The organism is Phormidium sp. CCY1219 (genome assembly GCF_055795085.1).
Window position 1 is genome coordinate 1 of sequence record NZ_JAYFEQ010000441.1, and the last position, 17782, is coordinate 17782.

Annotated in this window: 14 protein-coding genes and 1 pseudogene; 6 read left to right on the plus strand and 9 right to left on the minus strand. The window is 47.8% G+C overall.

Going from position 1 to position 17782, the window contains the following annotated elements; genetic code table 11:
• Positions 1-257 precede the first annotated feature (257 nt).
• Positions 258-905 (plus strand): response regulator transcription factor, encoded by a 648-nt coding sequence (locus AC0QH1_RS10315; RefSeq protein ID WP_324631001.1) that lies wholly within the window; start codon positions 258-260, stop codon positions 903-905.
• A gap of 161 nt (positions 906-1066) precedes the next feature.
• On the opposite strand, the gene AC0QH1_RS10320 is transcribed toward AC0QH1_RS10315, so the two are convergent.
• Positions 1067-1207 (minus strand): hypothetical protein, encoded by a 141-nt coding sequence (locus AC0QH1_RS10320; protein ID WP_324631002.1) that lies wholly within the window; start codon positions 1205-1207, stop codon positions 1067-1069.
• A gap of 506 nt (positions 1208-1713) precedes the next feature.
• Here AC0QH1_RS10320 and AC0QH1_RS10325 point away from each other — a divergent pair.
• Both AC0QH1_RS10325 and AC0QH1_RS10330 read left to right on the plus strand, forming a co-directional pair.
• Positions 1714-2238, plus strand: coding sequence for a LabA-like NYN domain-containing protein (locus tag AC0QH1_RS10325; protein ID WP_324631003.1), 525 nt, complete (start codon positions 1714-1716; stop codon positions 2236-2238).
• Between the two features lie 121 nt (positions 2239-2359).
• A complete protein-coding gene (locus tag AC0QH1_RS10330) occupies positions 2360-3973 on the plus strand; it encodes a 2-isopropylmalate synthase (protein ID WP_324631004.1) in 1614 nt (537 codons plus the stop codon).
• Positions 3974-4072: 99 nt separating this feature from the next.
• On the opposite strand, the gene AC0QH1_RS10335 is transcribed toward AC0QH1_RS10330, so the two are convergent.
• From AC0QH1_RS10335 to AC0QH1_RS10345, 3 genes are all read right to left on the minus strand, one after another.
• Complete coding sequence (locus tag AC0QH1_RS10335) at positions 4073-5197, minus strand: hypothetical protein (protein ID WP_324631005.1); 1125 nt, start codon at positions 5195-5197, stop codon at positions 4073-4075.
• Positions 5198-5655: 458 nt separating this feature from the next.
• A complete protein-coding gene (locus tag AC0QH1_RS10340) occupies positions 5656-6279 on the minus strand; it encodes a response regulator transcription factor (protein ID WP_324631006.1) in 624 nt (207 codons plus the stop codon).
• A gap of 197 nt (positions 6280-6476) precedes the next feature.
• Positions 6477-6614 (minus strand): hypothetical protein, encoded by a 138-nt coding sequence (locus AC0QH1_RS10345; protein WP_324631007.1) that lies wholly within the window; start codon positions 6612-6614, stop codon positions 6477-6479.
• A 504-nt stretch (positions 6615-7118) separates the two neighbouring features.
• Here AC0QH1_RS10345 and AC0QH1_RS10350 point away from each other — a divergent pair.
• Positions 7119-7490 (plus strand): response regulator transcription factor, encoded by a 372-nt coding sequence (locus AC0QH1_RS10350; RefSeq protein ID WP_324631008.1) that lies wholly within the window; start codon positions 7119-7121, stop codon positions 7488-7490.
• An 83-nt stretch (positions 7491-7573) separates the two neighbouring features.
• On the opposite strand, the gene AC0QH1_RS10355 is transcribed toward AC0QH1_RS10350, so the two are convergent.
• The 3 genes from AC0QH1_RS10355 to AC0QH1_RS10365 form a co-directional block, all read right to left on the minus strand.
• Positions 7574-7807, minus strand: coding sequence for a hypothetical protein (locus AC0QH1_RS10355; RefSeq protein ID WP_324631009.1), 234 nt, complete (start codon positions 7805-7807; stop codon positions 7574-7576).
• On the minus strand, positions 7791-8291 hold the full coding sequence (locus AC0QH1_RS10360; protein ID WP_324631010.1) for a DUF2721 domain-containing protein: 501 nt from the start codon (positions 8289-8291) through the stop codon (positions 7791-7793). The genes AC0QH1_RS10355 and AC0QH1_RS10360 overlap by 17 nt, the downstream gene beginning before the upstream one ends.
• Before the next feature lie 148 nt (positions 8292-8439).
• Positions 8440-9282 carry a sirohydrochlorin chelatase gene (locus AC0QH1_RS10365; protein WP_324631011.1) on the minus strand — a complete coding sequence of 281 codons (843 nt, stop codon included), beginning with the start codon at positions 9280-9282 and terminating at the stop codon, positions 8440-8442.
• A 546-nt stretch (positions 9283-9828) separates the two neighbouring features.
• Here AC0QH1_RS10365 and AC0QH1_RS10370 point away from each other — a divergent pair.
• Positions 9829-11220 (plus strand): annotated as a pseudogene (locus AC0QH1_RS10370) (ISKra4 family transposase).
• On the opposite strand, the gene AC0QH1_RS10375 reads toward AC0QH1_RS10370, so the two are convergent.
• Entirely contained in the window at positions 11217-12614 is a 1398-nt protein-coding gene (locus AC0QH1_RS10375; protein WP_324631012.1) for a DUF6531 domain-containing protein, read from the minus strand. The pseudogene AC0QH1_RS10370 and the gene AC0QH1_RS10375 overlap by 4 nt on opposite strands.
• Positions 12615-12766: 152 nt before the next feature.
• Here AC0QH1_RS10375 and AC0QH1_RS10380 point away from each other — a divergent pair, with 152 nt between their 5' ends.
• A complete protein-coding gene (locus AC0QH1_RS10380) occupies positions 12767-13222 on the plus strand; it encodes a pentapeptide repeat-containing protein (protein WP_324631013.1) in 456 nt (151 codons plus the stop codon).
• A 203-nt stretch (positions 13223-13425) separates the two neighbouring features.
• On the opposite strand, the gene AC0QH1_RS10385 is transcribed toward AC0QH1_RS10380, so the two are convergent.
• A complete protein-coding gene (locus AC0QH1_RS10385) occupies positions 13426-17760 on the minus strand; it encodes a DNA/RNA non-specific endonuclease (protein ID WP_324631014.1) in 4335 nt (1444 codons plus the stop codon).
• Between the last annotated feature and the right edge of the window lie 22 nt (positions 17761-17782).

A 17782-nucleotide genomic window follows, 5' to 3' on the forward strand; every position in this document is an offset into this window, starting at 1 on the left:
GTCCCCGGATGAGGTGAAAGTCTCAAGTCCGGTTTTGAAGACGAGTAGTTCTGGTGACGGAATTGCTTAGTTTAACAAATCTGTAGGATTTCTAAATTTATTATTAAAGGAGGCTAGTAAAAATTACCTCCATCTCGAGCGCAGTTTTATCCATCTCGTTTCATAGACAGGTAGTGAATTCTATCTTTCAGAGATAAAAAACTCGGCCTGCACCGAAACTAGATTTTATAGATTCAACCCCGGCAATTAGTAAAGTTATGACTGACACCAGCATAGGGCCTCAAAAGCAACTTCTGTTAATTGATGACGACCCGAATCTAATCTTGCTTGTCAAGGATTATTTAGAATTTCGAGGGTATGGCGTCACCACTGCAGAAAATGGTCGAGAAGCGCTAGGGATTCTGGAAAGCGAAATTCCAGACATGATTATTTGCGACGTAATGATGCCGGAAATGGACGGCTATGCTTTCGTGGAACAGGTTCGTCAAGACCCCCGCACGAATTGGATTCCCGTTTTATTTCTCTCGGCAAAAGGACAAAGCCAAGATCGGGTAAAAGGATTAAATACCGGGGCTGACGTGTATATGGTCAAGCCATTTGAACCGGAAGAATTGGTGTCCCAGGTGGAAGCATCTTTGAAACAGGCGGGAAGATTGCTAAAGCATAAAATCCAAGGGGGACAAAATGGGCCAAAAATCCAAGTACCGTTTGATGTGGAACTGACGCCCACCGAGCTGAAAGTGGTTCAGTTCGTCGCTCGGGGAATGGCAAACCGAGAAATTGCGGAAGCGATGAAAGTCTCCCAGCGGACGATTGAAAGCCATGTGTCTAATATGCTGGCGAAAACGGGTTTGCACAACCGTACCGAGTTAGCGCGCTGGGCGATCGAAACCAAGATGGCCTAAATCGGGGATTCAGGAGTGCGGGTTTTACCCGGGGGAGGGAAGACAAGGCTTCAGATGGAGTAGCTGTAGCCACCAGACTGGTGCTGGTGGGTGGCTTCATGCTGGAGCTGAGGGTCTTTTTTTTTGGGAAATTGCGGTTGGCGATCGCCTGAAATTAGGGTTCAGGGCAAAAGCGAGGGATCCGAGGAAAGGGCGAGTTCTCTGCCTTTGTATTCCCTTAGAAACCGCGATCGCCGGTGGGAAATCTCCCCGCCCATTACCCAGGCGTGGGTACCCATTGGCGATCGCCATCCTGTTTGCATCCGTGAATCCACAATTCTCATTTAGGGGTAAAGTTGATATGGGAGGATTCTGGGTCAGACCGAATCCCTCAAATTGTTAATTCGAGACGCTCTGCGTTCGCGCCGCCACTGGAGGTGATTGGGTCTACTGATTTGAGTCTGTATATTTTTATCGCCCAACAAAATTATTCCAATGGCGCTTTTATAACCTGTAGTTAATTGTAAAGATGTTATTTTCTAAAATGACTGTCAATCAAAGCAACCCGGATATTGGAAGCAACCGAGGATGCCAGGGAAAATCGCAGGAGGGAGGCGATCGCCTCTTGGCGGGAACCTTAACCCAGGAAGGCTGACCCTCCGGTTAACAAAGGGGGCGATACCCCGTCTGGCTGCCAAACCCATGCCTTCTCGCCTCTTTTTCAGACCTTGCAGCCAAAACTTGCCAGAGCGGTTTAGGAACATAAACCGCCGGTCAGATTGTTTTTTTCAGTTTAATTATTTTCTACTAATATTAGGTCTAAGTTTCTATGGGTTGCTCAATGAACCGCCTGTCTATATTTGTAGACGGGAACAATATGTTCTATGCTCAACAAAAAAATGGTTGGTTTTTCGATCCCAGAAGAGTTTTGGAATATTTCGTGGATAAAGAGCAAAGGGGAATCATGCTCATCAATGCTTTTTGGTACACCGGCTTAAAAGATCCGCAAGACCAAAGAGGATTTAGAGATGCACTGATTAGCCTAGGTTATACCGTTCGCACCAAAATTCTCAAAGAATATTATGATGACACCTCCGGTCGGTACTCGCAAAAAGCCAACTTAGACATTGAAATTGTAGTCGATATGTTTAATACAGTAGATCAGTACGACCGGGTAGTGTTGTTTAGTGGAGATGGAGATTTTGAGCGAGCGATCGAACTTCTGCGTTCTAAAAATACACATATCACCGTAGTTTCCACCGAAGGAATGATTGCTAGAGAATTGCGAAACGCCACCGACCGATATATAGACTTAAATGATATTCGCAATCATATAGAAAAAATCGATTATTAGAAATGGAGAGACTTGCAAGTAGTGCTGAGAGTTCAGTAGTCAGAACACAGCCATCAGTGGCAAAATAAAAAACAGTCCCAGAGACTCGAGCAAAAAACCGAATTGAATTGAGGTAAAATCCATGACCGAGCTTCGCGATCGCATTATCATATTTGATACCACCTTGCGCGACGGAGAACAGTCTCCTGGAGCGTCTTTGAACGTAGACGAAAAGCTGACCATTGCGCGTCAGTTAGCCCGACTCAACGTAGATGTCATCGAAGCGGGGTTCCCCTACGCCAGTCCCGGCGATTTTGAAGCCGTGCAAAAAATTGCCCAAACCGTGGGCGAAGAATCAGGCCCGATAATTTGCGGACTTGCAAGGGCCAACCGCAAAGATATCGAAGCAGCGGCGAAGGCGCTCAAACCCGCCGCCAAAGGGCGAATTCACACCTTTATAGCCACCTCAGACATTCACTTAAAACACAAACTGAAGAAAACCAGACAAGAGGTGCTCGCCATTGCTGAAGAAATGGTGGCCTATGCCAAATCCTTCGTAGAGGATGTAGAATTTTCCCCAGAAGACGCCGGACGGTCCGACCCAGAATTTCTCTATCAGGTACTCGAAAGAGCGATCGCCGCTGGGGCGAGTACCATTAACATCCCCGATACGGTAGGATACACCACTCCGAGCGAATTCGGAGCCTTGATCCGAGGCATCAAAGAAAACGTCCCCAATATCGATAAAGCGATTATCTCCGTTCACGGACATAACGACCTGGGGTTAGCAGTAGCCAACTTCCTCGAAGCGGTGAAGAATGGGGCGCGACAGCTAGAATGCACCATCAACGGGATTGGGGAACGCGCCGGCAATGCCGCCTTGGAAGAACTGGTGATGGCCCTGCACGTGCGGCGTCAGTATTTTAACTCATTTTTCGGACGTCCCGCCGAGTCAGAAGAACCCCTGACCCAGATTGACACCCGGCAAATTTACAAAACCTCCCGTTTGGTGTCCAACCTCACCGGGATGTTCGTGCAACCGAATAAAGCGATCGTGGGGACGAATGCATTTGCCCATGAATCGGGCATTCACCAAGATGGGGTTCTCAAGCACAAGCAGACCTATGAAATTATGGATGCCCAGTCGATTGGGTTGACCGACAATCAAATTATATTGGGCAAATTGTCCGGGCGTCATGCGTTTGCCAATCGCCTGAAAGAATTAGGGTTTGAACTGTCAGAAACCGAGTTAAATAATGCGTTTTTGACCTTTAAGGCGGTAGCGGATAAGAAGAAAGAGGTCACGGATTGGGATCTCGAATCGATCGTCAATGCCGAGATTCAGCAACCGCCGGAAATTTTCCGCTTAGAGTTGGTGCAGGTGTCTTGCGGCGATCGCGCCCGTCCCACCGCCACCGTCACCCTGCGGACGCCCACCGGCGAAGAACTCACCGATGCTGCGATCGGCACCGGTCCGGTGGATGCGGTGTATAAAGCGATTAACCGCGTCGTCAACGTGCCGAATCAGTTAATCGAGTTTTCGGTACAGTCTGTCACCGCCGGGATTGACGCCATTGGGGAAGTGACGATTCGCTTGCGCTACGGCGATCGCATTTTCTCCGGTCATGCAGCCAATACCGATATTATTGTCGCATCGGCTCATGCCTATATCAATGCCCTGAACCGCTTGTACGGCGCATTGCACAAGCAGAAGTCACAGAGTGAGACTCCCGCCACTCCCGTGGCGCAGTCCTAACTCATTGTGCCTGCCAATCGAGGGGGAGGGATAAAACCCTCCCTGACCAGGGGCGAAAGGGGCGCGATCGCGTCCCTTTTGTTTGTGAAAGGGCGATCGCTATTGCCAAGAACCGGATTCGCAGTTTAACAAGCGATCGAGGGTGGCGATCGCCCCTGCATCCCCGGCGGCGCGAAGTTTGGCTTCCATCCCAATATTGACCAATTCCATTTGCAGACGCATCAGATATGCCGCCTGCACCCGATCGCTAACTTCAGACTCCGGGAGGGTAGAGAGATTTTCAACCAGAGACGCTTGGCGATCGAAATTAAATTGCGATACAATAGAATTTACCACATATTCCTGTTCCGGACGGGCAGTGGATAAAAGGGTAGCGATCGCCCCCCCGAAAATGCGATCGCGATCTGCCTCAGTGGCGCGATTTTGCAACCACGCCTCCGAAGTAGAAATGGGCCAATCCATCGTTTGCTCGTCCACCTTAGCAAACCCATGCGCTTCCGCATAAGACACTCGCCCATCGCCATTATAATCGGCAGAAGGGACAGACTGACCCGTCCGCGTGACGCCGCTGAGTCCGGCAAAGAAACTGGAACTATAATCGCGATAATCCGCTTCGTCAATGAGGGGGGTACATCCCACCGAGGGACGAGACGCCACCGTAGCGAAAAAACCACAGCGCGTCTGCGGGGAAAGCGGTCGAGCGCGATCGCCCCCTTGGTAGATAAAATCCGCAAACGACCCCGAGTAACACTGTGCCATCATCAATACCACCGGGGTTTCTCGAGGCAGGCGATCGAGTTGGCGAGATAAGTCCGCCACCGTAAAGGATTCATGTCCCCAGAGAATTAACGACTGCGGCAATCCATGCCCGGTAAAGTAGAAGAATAACGGACGACGAGAGGCTGTCGAGGCCATTTCCCCAAACCAGCGATCGAGATTTTCCCCGGTTGCGCCGCCACGCAGATGGGGAATTTCCGGAGATTTAAAATGCTGTTGTCCGAGGCGATCGATATAGCGAATTGTAGCGCCTCCGTCATTGCCATTGGCGAAAAACACGATCGCCTCGGCGGGGTTATATCCGAAGGTTCGTAACGTGCGCTGAAAGTACAACAGGTTTTTTTCCAGGGCAATTTCGTTCGACTCGCGAGACCCCCCACCCCCCACCACCAGAAAATTAGGCGTGGGTCTGTTCTGACAAGTGGTAGAATCAGAGAGAAAGGACATTTGTGTACCCTGAGAAGGCACAACCCCTAGTTGCGACCCGCCCAAGCACAGGCAAAGCAAACCAGTGGCCAAGCGGTGAAGGAACGAATAGTTTTGCATAGACACAGATCTGACGGCGTGACCGTTTTATTTTATCCGAGACCCAGGCAAGTCGGTATCTGCTACGAGACAGAGGATTGTCCGCCGCGATAGATTTTGGGGCGGCGATATAGGGTCTCATGGGAACAATTCATCCAGGGCAATGGTAAATCCCGCCAGTACCAGTGGAGTGTTGACCACATTGCCGGATTGAAAAGCGATCGACGGCTATATTATATCCGGTGGAAAGCGATTGAGAGTTGCCGAGGAGAGGAGGAAAGGGGAAAAATCTCGTGCCTGCCCACCCTACAAACTCCAATAGCGAGGTAGAGCAGAGCGCCCCGTCTCAATGCCGCGCATCATATAGACTGGCGAGAAATTCACTCAGAGGGGTTTTGGCGAGAGAAAACTGAATGAGCAACAATTGCGACTTGAGTGCGATCGCGCAAGTTAAGCCGATGCAAAATATTGGTAACGTGATTTTTCACCATGCCCTCACAAATATAAAGCGAATTGGCGATTTTGCGATCGCTCGCACCTTGGGAAAGCCACTGCAAAACTTCCAATTCTCGGCGAGTGAGGTCAGACCATCCCGGGGGTAAAATGGATTCGCGCTGCGGTGGCGTTGCGACTTTTGCCATGACTTTTTTCACCAAACCCGGTCCGACTTGGGTATAGCCTTTGTCCACCGTGCGAATTGCACCCGTCAACTCTTCCGAGGGCATATCCTTCAGCAAATAGCCCATTACCCCAACCTGCAGCGCCTGTGCCACATATTCATCTTCATCAAAGCTCGTCAGCATCAACACCTTCACCTCGGGAAACTGCTCGCAGATCCACTCCATTGCGGTAACGCCATCCATCACCGGCATGTGAATATCCATCAGCACCACATTGGGTTGAAGAGATTCCACCAACGCCAGTGCCCGTTTGCCGTTTTCCGCAACGCCTTCCACCTGCAAATCCGGCTTTCGAGCAAAGCCACCAATCCTCGACGAATTCAATTTCGATCGTCCTGACAAGCGCTCAAACCAGCCGCCGAATCGATCGCCAACCTAATCTATTGTGGGCGAAAGACCTGCATAGGCGAAGACGGAAAACGAACCACAAGCCGATATTACGATGAAATACCCGATTGCGGGAGGTGAGCCACACACCCCGCCCCCTCCCTGGTGGAGTTAGATGGCACCCTGCATCTGCATTATTTGAAACGGCGATCGCAGATCGCGCCTCCCAGGTATTGATGCGATCGCCGTTTCCCAAGAGGACTGAAAGATTGCATCCATAAGCTAAACTGACCGATAACAAACGTCATGGATAAAATGGTGACTTTAGTCATGGATCGAGTCGTGACTTCCTCCTCATGCGGTTTCCCTAGTTTAATTTTTACAATAAACTACACAAACACCGATAAATGGGGAGGTTACGATGGAACGCAGACAATTTTGCATTTAGCTAAGTCGGCGAGAAGCCCAGACTTGTCGAGACTAGAGCGCAAATTAACTCCCTGCCACTTCACGGGTTCTGGATGTTAATCTAGCTCTTCTCGTCAATGTAGGCTCATCGGCGAGAACCGCGAGATTCCATCCGGATCGGGGAATAGGCGCTTTCACAGGGATAAAATGAAGTCGGCGGTGCATCGAAAGAATAATAGCAGTGCAATCGGATCCCTTGCAAGGGGCAAATCTAGACGCAAGTCCAGTTGAGATGCACGATCTGTGAGGGGATCGCTGCTATGCGGCGATCGCGGATCGTTTCCCATCCCCAACGGGGAAAGCTTCTCCTTAGAAGGGTCAGATGCCTGTCCAGTGTATGTTTTAAGCTTGCATGTCAAGAGGGAATTATGAGTAAAGTTTTGATTGTGGACGATAGTGCTACCGCACGGGAAATGCTTGGCTCAATTCTGAGAAAGCTCGGAATGAAGGTAATCGAAGCCCGTGATGGGGTAGAAGCCAAACAGCTTCTTCAGAGCGATCGCCCCGATTTAGTGGTTTTGGATATTATTATGCCCCGGATGAACGGCTACGACTTGTGCCGATGGCTGAAAAAAATGCCCGATGGAGAGAAGATTCCGATCCTGATGTGTTCGAGTAAAGGGGAGGAATTTGACCGCTACTGGGGGATCAAACAAGGGGCAGATGCATATATCACCAAACCCTTTCATCCCTCGGAACTGGTTCACACGGTGAAAAGCTTGCTGCGAAATCTCGCGTGATCCCCAGTGGAACCGTCAGTTTGGAGAGGCGCACAGAGATTTCCCCGTGGCGAAGCGATCGCGCAAGCATCTGGAATGAACCCTCAGGGCGATCGCTGGCCCGGAGGTTTCCGGAACGCCGAACCCTCGGGAGAATCCGTTATCGCGATCGCGCAGGGGTTCCGGAACCCACAGGCGATCGGATCCGGTTCTCGCGCGGGGCTAAAGTTCCCCCCGCCTACCTCCCCAGGCTCTCCCATCTCCGATAAAAAATTCACGGGATCGCGTTTAGCCGCGAGAAATCTGCCGGGAAACTCTCGATCAAAATTTTCCCACATCACCCGTGGCTTCGGCTTCTTTGACTTCCATCAAAATCACCGAATAGGAAATAAATTCATCAATCCCGGTTAAGGTAACGCCAGCTAAAAATAATAACATTCCCAAAATAAACACAATCAGCGGAAAGTCGCCGGTTAATGGAGTGGGCATTAAATAATCCAGTCCAATCGACAGAGAGGTAAACACAAATAAAACGGCGGCGATCGCATTGCAAAACACCGAATTTCGCACGAACTTCGCCCGTCGCAGGAGGAACTTAAGCTGATTTCTGATGTTCCCCAATCTAACATCTTCATCCGCTTCTAGGTGCCCGCGATGGGTTAGTTCTTTGCCGATTTTTCGCTTTTCATCCGTGAGCAAGCGAATTCGCGTTAACAGGGCAGAATGCCGCGCATTCAATCCCAGAAAAAACAACGAACTGGATGAAATCATCACCGCAGGTGCTAGGATAGCTTGAATGGATTGAGTTGCAGTTATGCTCATGGTTGCTGCATCGCACTGTCTAAAAGTCTGCACCAAATGTTATTCGAGAATTAGGTTCCGCCAGCAGCCAGGTTCTCCCCTTTTTCCTCGAACTTAGGCGATGAATTGAGGAAATTGTCCGGGCCATAGTGGCGGTTCCACCAGGGATTTACTTTTGAGTTAAATGTAAAATCAAATCCGCCAATTCGTCACTCGGGCCGAGAGGTTCGGCAAGCTGAAATTCGAGGGGCGGTTGTTGTTGGGAAAGCTGGCGAACCGACTCGCCGATCGCATCGGTGATGCCCCCGGTAAATAGAAAGTAAGGGACAATGCCAATTTGGCGATCGCCCGCCGCCCGTAATTGTTCCACCCGTTCCTCCAAACTCGGCGACCTGGACCAATATGCCGTCACCGCATCCAGGCGCTGCGCCATCTCCTCCACTGTGGTGTTTGCGCCTTCTCGACGCGACCCGTGGGATACTAAAATCCAGGGGCGATCGCGCGGATCTTTCGCCTGGAGTCCCTGGATCTGCGACGCCACTAACCGGGTTAAACCCAAGGTTTCCCTGCCTAAATGCGGGCGCACGTCGAGGATCCGGCTTTCTCCTAAAAGTTGCCGCGCGGTTTGCACTTCCTCGGGGATATCTTCCATCACGTGAACTCCCGGTAGCAGAAACAACGGCAAGATGCAAATCCGCTCACACCCCAGGGATGCGGCGCGATCGCTAAACTCTAGGATCTGCTGATGCAATGGCAGGGGATGCAGTTCTAATTGCGCCGTACCCACTAAAGGCGATGCAGAGTCTTCGCCCTTCCCTTCCCTGTCCCCGAGGGATCCGCCGGGAATCCGGTTCCAGTGGGAATGGCGTTGAGCGCTAAGCGCCGTAGGTTGACGCGCCACCGCCAGTCGATCCGCGAGTAAGCGAGCGAGTTTTTTCACCGCCACTTCCGGACGAGGATCGCGACTGCCGTGGGATACCAGTAAATAAGCGGTTGATAAGTGCAAGGTCATTAGGGTTGAATTTTACGCGATCGCCAATCCATCCAGATGGTAGCAATCGTAGTTATAGTTTACAGATTTTCCGCAGTTCCACGCGATTCAGCTTGAAAAAAAAGCGCCAGCGCCGTGCATCGGCTCGAAAAATTGACAATGGAGAATTGAGAATTGAGAAACCCATCGCATCTGACTTATTGTATCAAATTTGCCGAAATCGTTGTAAAGTTTTGCTGAACTTTGTATAAAACGCGCGCGCCGAGCTTGTTGGAGAAAGCAACAGATGCAGCCCGCCCTGGCAATGTATAATCGATCCTCCTGATATGCGGTGGTTCTGAATCGAGATTTTGGAACGTTGGGAGAAAATCTGTCGGAAGGGAGAAATTAAAGCCAGGGAAATTCTGCTGAGCGGTAGAGTAGCGATCGGGCGCATCCAGCAGTTGGGGGAGGGGTCTTCATAGGGTTTGCGAGAGAAGGCGTAGAGAGGGACAAGAAGGGAGTAAAATAAAAAGAGGGAATGTATGTGACTACATTCCCGATTCACGAAAAATTTAAACTTATATCATGATAACACGCCTAGAACGATTAATAGCGGCTAATCCCGATTGGGAAAGCGACTTTGACAAACTAGAAACAGCGTCCAGTCTAGTTGCTCTTGTTTGACTGGCATGGCGCGTCGGGTTAGAATTTGCAAGGCTTTTGGTAGAAGCGGAGTTGGGGCGTCGGGCTAAATTACCCACCGAATGGCCTGATTGTCCACATTGTGGGACTCGTTTAAATAGTAAGGGTTTTCAGGAACGCTCACTGCTAACCCTTGTAGGAATTGTCAAGTGGTCAAGAAGAGTCGGGCGTTGCCCGAAAAAATGTTCTGGGAGCCAGAGAGTACCTCTTGATGAAGAATTATCAATCAAACCCGACCAAAAAACATCGGATGAAGTCATTAGGCTAGGATGTTTATTGGCTATTTTTGTGCCGTTTAAAATCACCACTGAATTACTAGAAAACTTAACTCAAATCAAAGTTTGCAGTCAAACAATTGGAAACTGGGTAGCCGAAAAAGGAAGGCTGGCAGAAGACAAAATATCCAAGGATATAGAGGCATTTGAGCAAGGAAAAAACCCCTCACCCGCTCCCTTGTCATCAAAAGTGGAAAAAATGCCGTTAGTTATAGCTGCTGATGGAGTTATGGTGCCTTTTCGCCCCCATACAAAAAAACCATCTGGAGCCACACAATGGCGAGAAGTGAAAGTGGGCGTAATCGCCCGATTAGGAGCATATTTTACTCGCTCAGGTAAAACAGCAACCCGATTACATCAACGGCGTCTAGTCGCGGTACTCGGAAATATTAATGACCTTTGCCCCAGAGTCATGGTAGAAGCGATTAGGTCGGGACTCCAGAGTGCCTCTAAGGTCGTCTAACTTTCGGATGGAGGAGTAGGGTTCTGGAATTTATACGAGCGGTTTTTGGCTCCATTAGATGTAGTGGGAGTCTTAGATTTCTATCATGCGGCTGGACATTTGTGGAAAGCGGCTGCGGCCTATAAAGATGGCCGCACTCGGGCTGCAAAGGAATGCTTTAAATCTTGGCGGCATCAACTCAGACATGGGAAGTCATCTCAAGTCATTTCCGAGCTAAATACTCTCGCTAATTCTCACTCTTTAAAAGCGGGTCAACGGGATATTATTCGACGAGTACATGATTATTTTAAGGGTCACGAAAAGCACATTACTTATCACTCCTTTGAGGCTGACGGAATACCCCGAGGCTCGGGCATGGTCGAGAGTGCGTGTAAATGGTTGATACAACAGCGATTTAAGGGTGTAGGTATGCGGTGGAGTGCGGAGGGATTTAATCACCTGTTACATTTACGCCTTGCATGGGTCAATCGTCGCTTTGACGACTTGTTTTCGGACGCGAATTTGTTCTCACCTTCTGGTTCCTCCCCCAACTGTTAGATGCGCCCGATGATTTCTTCTAAGTAATGTTCTCGTTCCTCGTGATACTCAAACCGAGTCGTATTCTCCTCTCTATCCGTAACCCCAACTAAATCCCCATTCTCATCATACTCATACTCAATTCTTTCTCCCTTCGGGTCGATCGCTGTCACAATCCGACCCGACGCATTCCTCTCAAACGTCACCGACTTCCCAGTAGAACTGAAAATCCCTTCATCCGAATAAGTCAGCGTATTCCCATGAGTATCCGTCACCGTCAATAAATCGCCAGTCGTCCCATCAATCTCATACTCAATCCCCTCCTTCGTCGTTAGCGTATAACTCCCGCCAAAGAACGAATTCGCTGGATTGTAAGGCGACCCACTCGGATGATAGTATTGACCCGTCTCCTGATTGTAAAGCAACTGAGTTTTCTTCACACTCAACGTCACCTGTTCCCCATCATCCGTCTCAAACGCCGGGTTGTAAAAAATCATACTTTGTGGTAAAGGCGCTCCCATCCGCAACGCCTTGACAATCTCCGGATCTATCACCGGTTTGAACGTAAACCCAGTCCGCTTCCCACCGGGTAACGTCACATAAACCCGCGTACCTTCCTCAAATCCAACTGAAGGAATCCCCATCTGTTCGTACAGTTTATCCCGTCCCACAGATGTCCGCAAATCCGTATCCCGGAACTCCAAGCGCCATCCATATCCAAAATCATCGGATTGGGAAGCGTTGAGCGTATCGTAAGTCCGCGTCAAATTAATCGGAATCCCCGCAACTGGAACCTCCAAATCCGTAAACGATAAGCGGAAATTGCCCAATTTTAACTCCCCAGTAACATCGACCATTTGCTCGGTGGAAGCGCTATTCCCACTCTCATCCGTCGCCGTCAATCGCAGAATGTAAGTATCATTTTGCAGCAGGGTCGGGTCAAAGTCTCCCAATTTAGCGTTGGTTATCTGAGAATCTCCCGATGCAATTTCAACAAATTCTCCACCGGATGCAGGTGCAATAGATAGGACGTAATTCGTCAAGTTGTCATCCGTTACCGTGCCAATAATATCGGTAAAATCGGTGAGCGGTTCCTCTCCAAGGGTGGGAGACAGTTCTACAATGGGAGGATTTAGGTCATTGGGGTCGTAAACCCGAATGTCAATGCTACTTTCACCTAAATTTCCCGCCGCATCTACCGCAACTGCTTTAGCGGTTAGCGTTCCCAATTCTGAAGGAGTGTAACTTGCTGTTCCATTGGCAGTTAAAGTAACGGGAACTTCATCTAAGAACAATTGGACGCCTTCCACACCAACATTATCGGTAGCGTTGGTAAAGAACGTGATGGGAGTGCCTAACGGGACTTCAAAATCGCCATCTACGATAAATACACCCGAAGGCAATACTTGTACCACTGGAGATATGGTATCGGAGGAAACTTCGAGTATGAGATTTCCGCATAGAGTAGGGGAATAAAGGGAGTCTAATGAAAGATCTGTTGACTCATATTTTTTGATACAAATGGTGTTAAAATTAAGGCATGAACTTGGATTGACGGAGGTTAACTATGGATGGGGAAGATCTGCTCAGACGCTACGATGCGGGAGAGAGAGATTTTCGAGCAATTATTTTGCAGCATACTGACTTAAGCAATGTCAAGCTAGATTCGGTCAATCTAAGCGGTGCTTGCTTTTACCATGTCAACCTTCAGAGTGCTAACTTAAAAAATGTTAACTTAAGCAGTACCGAATTGTCGGACTGTAATTTATCGGTTGTACAATTCTGGTTATGTAATCTGAAAGATGCTACGATCGAGCAGTGTGATTTGGAGAGTGCCAGATTTTTTGACTGCGATCTCAGAGGTATAAGAATTAGTCTTTCAAATGTAAGCCGTGCTGCTTTTATTAGAGTAAATTTTCAAGATGCTAAGTTGGGTGGTTCTGGCGAAGATCCTTGTGAATTCTGGGATGTTATTCGATCGGACGGAGTTTTTATATCCGGTTTTACTTACCATATAACTTGACCATACGCAACCTGAATAGTAAAGACATTAAGTTAAAATAAATATGCTGGATAAATCGTTAAAAATTCATAACAAAAACCCCTTATAGAAGTCAAGTCAAAAAATTACAAAATAAGAATTGCTGAACCAATATGCCCCCAAAATATAAAATGTAAAAATAGCGGTTCTCGTCTTCGTGAGGCCGCTATTTTTTTTAGAAAAACTTAGCTATTCAAAGTCTGCTGAATAGTTTCTGGTAGATTTGACAGGAAATCAAAATTAAAGTCATAATCGCGAACTCGGTTACGCTCATTCAGAATGTGGGTCAGTTCTGGAATAGTGACTCGCCAGGTATCTGGGTTTCTCCAATCCGTTGGATTAGTGATGTTCCCGCGATTGTTGTTCAAAAACTGGGAAAATACATTCAGTGGATTGGCAATCCCTTCTGAGGATACATTATTCCAATCTGGTTCCGCTCTATTGGGGGTTATATATGCGAAACCTTCTATGTTTGACGAAGTAATATCGGCTCCTGGCTGTTCTAAGGCGATGATACTTTTCCACGTCCATTTAGGAATGTGAATTTCTTGGCTGACTAAATTGTCAGGGTTTGTATTTCCCCTATTTACATTCAGGTTAAGTAATTCGGGTACATTTGTTCTTGGTTGAGAATTATCATTATTGCCAAAAGCTCCAGCAAAAATATAAAGCTCTTCCCCCTGAGCAGCCCGTGGAAACACCACTTTATCTTCTATATTGAACCAAGCAGAAGCATCTCTGGGATTGTCACTTCCCGACACAAAAAATCGATTATTATCCATTGATTGGGCAATCAAATTAGTTGTGAGGTAGGTTGATAACTGGTCTTTGGGGTGTCTTCGTTTATCGCGATCGGGAGCCAAATGTCCTCGATCCATTCCCAATCCTGTAAAAATATTTGCATCATAGCTGGACAGGCCACTCGCTAATAAATCAGGGTCGGCTATAAATTCAGGTCTTCTTAGTAATCCTGTTGGGAATTCTCCCGGTTCGGGTTGTGGTTGTGTCACCCATGTTTTGTCTACTTTCCACCCTACCCAATTTGCAAGTTTAGTATCGGCATTGTAAGACAGAGCGTATTGTGGCTTTTCTAGTAACAAATTGTTGACAGAAGTGCTACTTTCCAGATTCCATCTAGCCTCTGTAGGATTGGCAATTGCGAGGAAATCACTCTTAAAGAAAACGTTATCTATGTAAACGAAATCCCCACCCTGTAAAGAAAAACTTATTTTTGCAGGTTTCCCTCGAAACTCGGCTATTTCTGAATCAGAAAGATGTAACTTGAGTTGAAAAGTTTCAAAACCTTTGCGGCCAAATCCTATTTGATTTTCAATTTCTGAGTAAATTTCTTTAACGATCGGAATTTCTCGGCTATTAGTTTCGTCAATTAAAAAGTCTGCATCTCGATCGAGAGCGATGGTAACATTTTTGCTTTGACCCTCTATTGTTTCAAGTTTAACATTGAGTTCTCCACTCTCAACAGGAGCAAAAACATCAAATCGTAAATTTCCCCAATCCGGAACCATGAACCAATCATGAGTAGCTTGAGTTGGGTTGCCTCCTCCCAGTTGCAAAGCATAATTTGGAAGACCAGTAGAACCGGGAATACCTGCCACATCAATTAAAGCGCTTTGTTTCAAGGGGTTAGTAGGCGTATCAATGTACCAACTAGGAATATTTTGGCTGCTGTACTTATAAACAATTGCATCAAAATTTCCATTAAATAGAGTGGGAACGGCAAAATCCCCCCGCATTCCAGGTATAGGATTGTTTTCTTGTTCGACTGAAACTCGCTTAGTTTTTAAATATTCTCCCCAGCCGTCATTGGGATAGCTGAATTCTTGAATTTCGTCTTTGCTCAACTTACCTCCTTCATAATTATATGGACGTAATTGATTGCCCCCACCCAAAACTGAGTGGAACCAACCCGTACCAATCCCCTCCCAAGGAGCCATCTCTTCACCGTGGCTAAAGTTAGCATTAGTGTGGTCTGGGGTGTACCAGGGTCGTTCGGAGGAGGACAAATCCCCTAAGCGACGATAAATCGTTTGCCCATTTTCTGAAGGAATTTGACTCAGATTGAGGTCTGCCGTTCCCGCATACCACGCTGCTGCTGCTTGATGAGGACCACCTGTGTCTAGATTTTGGTCGAAGTTCGCCCAGGAACCCAAGTTCACATTCCAATCCGCTGTAGACAGTTCTTTGCCGTTGAGGGTATTATCCGTCCCTTTGTTCTGATAGTAGTTATCCGCATAAGTCACATTGTCCCACACTACCACTTCCGGATCGAGGACAGTGCTGAAAACGGGTTCTGGAAAAGTCGGGTCGTAATCATACGGATCGATTGTAGTCATTTGGAGGTCGCGATTAGAAGCGTTGGTTCCCCCAGCATGAGGAAAATACGTCCCCAACCGCTGAATAATTTCCGTATTCACCACTGCACCTTGACCCAATCCAATAAAATGTAATGGCGAGTTAAAAATATCTCCTTGGGTCCGGATAAGATTGCCATTAGCATCATAAAGACCAGACCCCTCTCCAACTTTACCACCATATTGTTGGTCGAGTTTCACTAAGGAAGCAAACAAAGAATCAGCCGCCGCTTCTGCAAAACCTGCGTTATAGAAACTGCTGGCATCGAGACCCTGCATCCAATCTGCTAACAATACCAGTGGTTGGCCTGGAATAGGTGTTGCGTTAGTCACCACCCAACTATTCCCGTTTAAGGTGACAGATTGCCATCCCCCAGTAGAGGGATTGTATTTCATCACCGAACCGCCTGCTTCTTGAATATTACTGGCAAGAGCATTAATTTGACTATTAATACTTTCTCCGGAATTGTCTGGTTCCACGCCGCGAGTCAATACAGTCACGCTGCTAAATCTGCCATCATTAAAAGATTCGGAAAGTGCTGTTTCAAATCTCCCTGTAACTGTCCTGCCAATTTCACCTTCCGTCGTCACTGCTTCTACAGCCCAATGATACTCCTGACCCGCCGTCAACATCCGGTCATCAGGCAGTGTAAACTGGTCTTTAGCACCCGCTTGAGAACCTCCATTCCAAGTCCACACCCCCTCTTTCCAAGTCGCCGTGAGGACGCGATTCGGATTATAATCATCCAAATTTCCCGGATACTGAATTTCGTTCCAGCGATCCCCCGGTAACAACCCCTCTCCCTTCGGAAACACGCTCACATAAAGCCTTACTTCCTTCACATCATCCGGGTCGATCGCCCCACAAACATCATCATCATCCTCATCCCCAAATTTCCACTCGAATGTAGGGGTCAAAGAATCAGCAACTCCACTGATTCCCGGACTAACCAATTGCAACGGTTTTGATGCCGATACTAAGGTCAAACCCATCGGCATTCCCCCAATCCCCAACGGAGCTTTTATCGTATCCTCCGGAACGCCAAAAGTAAAGTCAGATCGCCAATTGCCCCCAATAATCTCATAATCTGCCGCTACACTGATGTCCGGATTAATATCATCAATAGGCACAGAACCCAAATCATTTTCACTCGCCAACCGTTTCGCGTTCTCATTAAACCCAACACTGCCTATCCCTCGATTCAAACTATCCAGCCAAAAATTCCCTGGATTTTCTACAGTGGCAATCATTTCCTCCACATCAAAGACGAAAATGCCACCCCGATCGGTTGAATCAGACAATTCTAAACCCGGATAAGAAACATACAGGTATTTTTCATCACTAGAAAGCACCAAATCCGTCGTTTTGCCACCGGGAATCGGTCTCGTGGCTGCGACTAACTTCGGATTGGGACCAAACGGGTCTTTAATTATCCCAATATTACTTCCCGCTCGCGGCCCATCAATACTCTCTACCCCGGTTTGGGAGCTATTATTTTTAGCAGCCACAAATGCGTAAGAGCCATCCCGCAGAATGTCTACCGATGTAGCCCAGTTGATATCGAAGTAATCGAGAAAATTACCTAGTCGTAATGAGGCATAGCGGGGAGTACCCACAGTGAAGTCGAGCGGGTCATCATTGAGGATTTCCACCACTCCAAAACCCTCATTTTCTCGTCTAGAGTTAGTAAAAGCGATACCACCGTTGTTAGTAGCGAAAACACCATCTACCTGTGAGTAAGTAGAAATAAATCCAATTTTTTCGTGCCACAATCGAGGATTATTCTCTAGATTACTAGGCCGATCGCGCGGGTCGATATTAACAACGTGAATTTGCCCCTTAGTGTTAGAAAACGGCAAAGAATAATCGGGAGCCGCAACAAATAGCTTTCGGCCATCACTACTCATCGATATTTGGCGCAATCCCCATGATGCGGAGGGAAATGAAATAGTCTGAATTATTTGATGATAGGTCGCTGAATTGGGATTGATATCCAGTATGTAAAGCGCTCCAATTTTGCCATCAGCAATGTAGGCATAGTTATCCCCAGGGTCGAGGGCGATCGATTGAGGGGAAGCACCAGCGGGTAAGGCAATCGGATCTATTTCAGGAGTTTCTGAATTGGTATCGACCTGTTGCCAAGTCATCAAATCTACTAACCCCACGCGA

Coding starts and splice junctions, on each gene's coding strand:
- AC0QH1_RS10330 (WP_324631004.1), top strand. CDS start 2,360: ATGACCGAGCTTCGCGATCGCATTATCATATTTGATACCACCTTGCGC.
- AC0QH1_RS10315 (WP_324631001.1), top strand. CDS start 258: ATGACTGACACCAGCATAGGGCCTCAAAAGCAACTTCTGTTAATTGAT.
- AC0QH1_RS10360 (WP_324631010.1), bottom strand. CDS start 8,291: ATGAGCATAACTGCAACTCAATCCATTCAAGCTATCCTAGCACCTGCG.
- AC0QH1_RS10350 (WP_324631008.1), top strand. CDS start 7,119: ATGAGTAAAGTTTTGATTGTGGACGATAGTGCTACCGCACGGGAAATG.
- AC0QH1_RS10320 (WP_324631002.1), bottom strand. CDS start 1,207: ATGCAAACAGGATGGCGATCGCCAATGGGTACCCACGCCTGGGTAATG.
- AC0QH1_RS10335 (WP_324631005.1), bottom strand. CDS start 5,197: ATGTCCTTTCTCTCTGATTCTACCACTTGTCAGAACAGACCCACGCCT.
- AC0QH1_RS10325 (WP_324631003.1), top strand. CDS start 1,714: ATGGGTTGCTCAATGAACCGCCTGTCTATATTTGTAGACGGGAACAAT.
- AC0QH1_RS10365 (WP_324631011.1), bottom strand. CDS start 9,282: ATGACCTTGCACTTATCAACCGCTTATTTACTGGTATCCCACGGCAGT.
- AC0QH1_RS10380 (WP_324631013.1), top strand. CDS start 12,767: ATGGATGGGGAAGATCTGCTCAGACGCTACGATGCGGGAGAGAGAGAT.
- AC0QH1_RS10385 (WP_324631014.1), bottom strand. CDS start 17,760: ATGACTTGGCAACAGGTCGATACCAATTCAGAAACTCCTGAAATAGAT.
- AC0QH1_RS10345 (WP_324631007.1), bottom strand. CDS start 6,614: ATGACTAAAGTCACCATTTTATCCATGACGTTTGTTATCGGTCAGTTT.
- AC0QH1_RS10355 (WP_324631009.1), bottom strand. CDS start 7,807: ATGTGGGAAAATTTTGATCGAGAGTTTCCCGGCAGATTTCTCGCGGCT.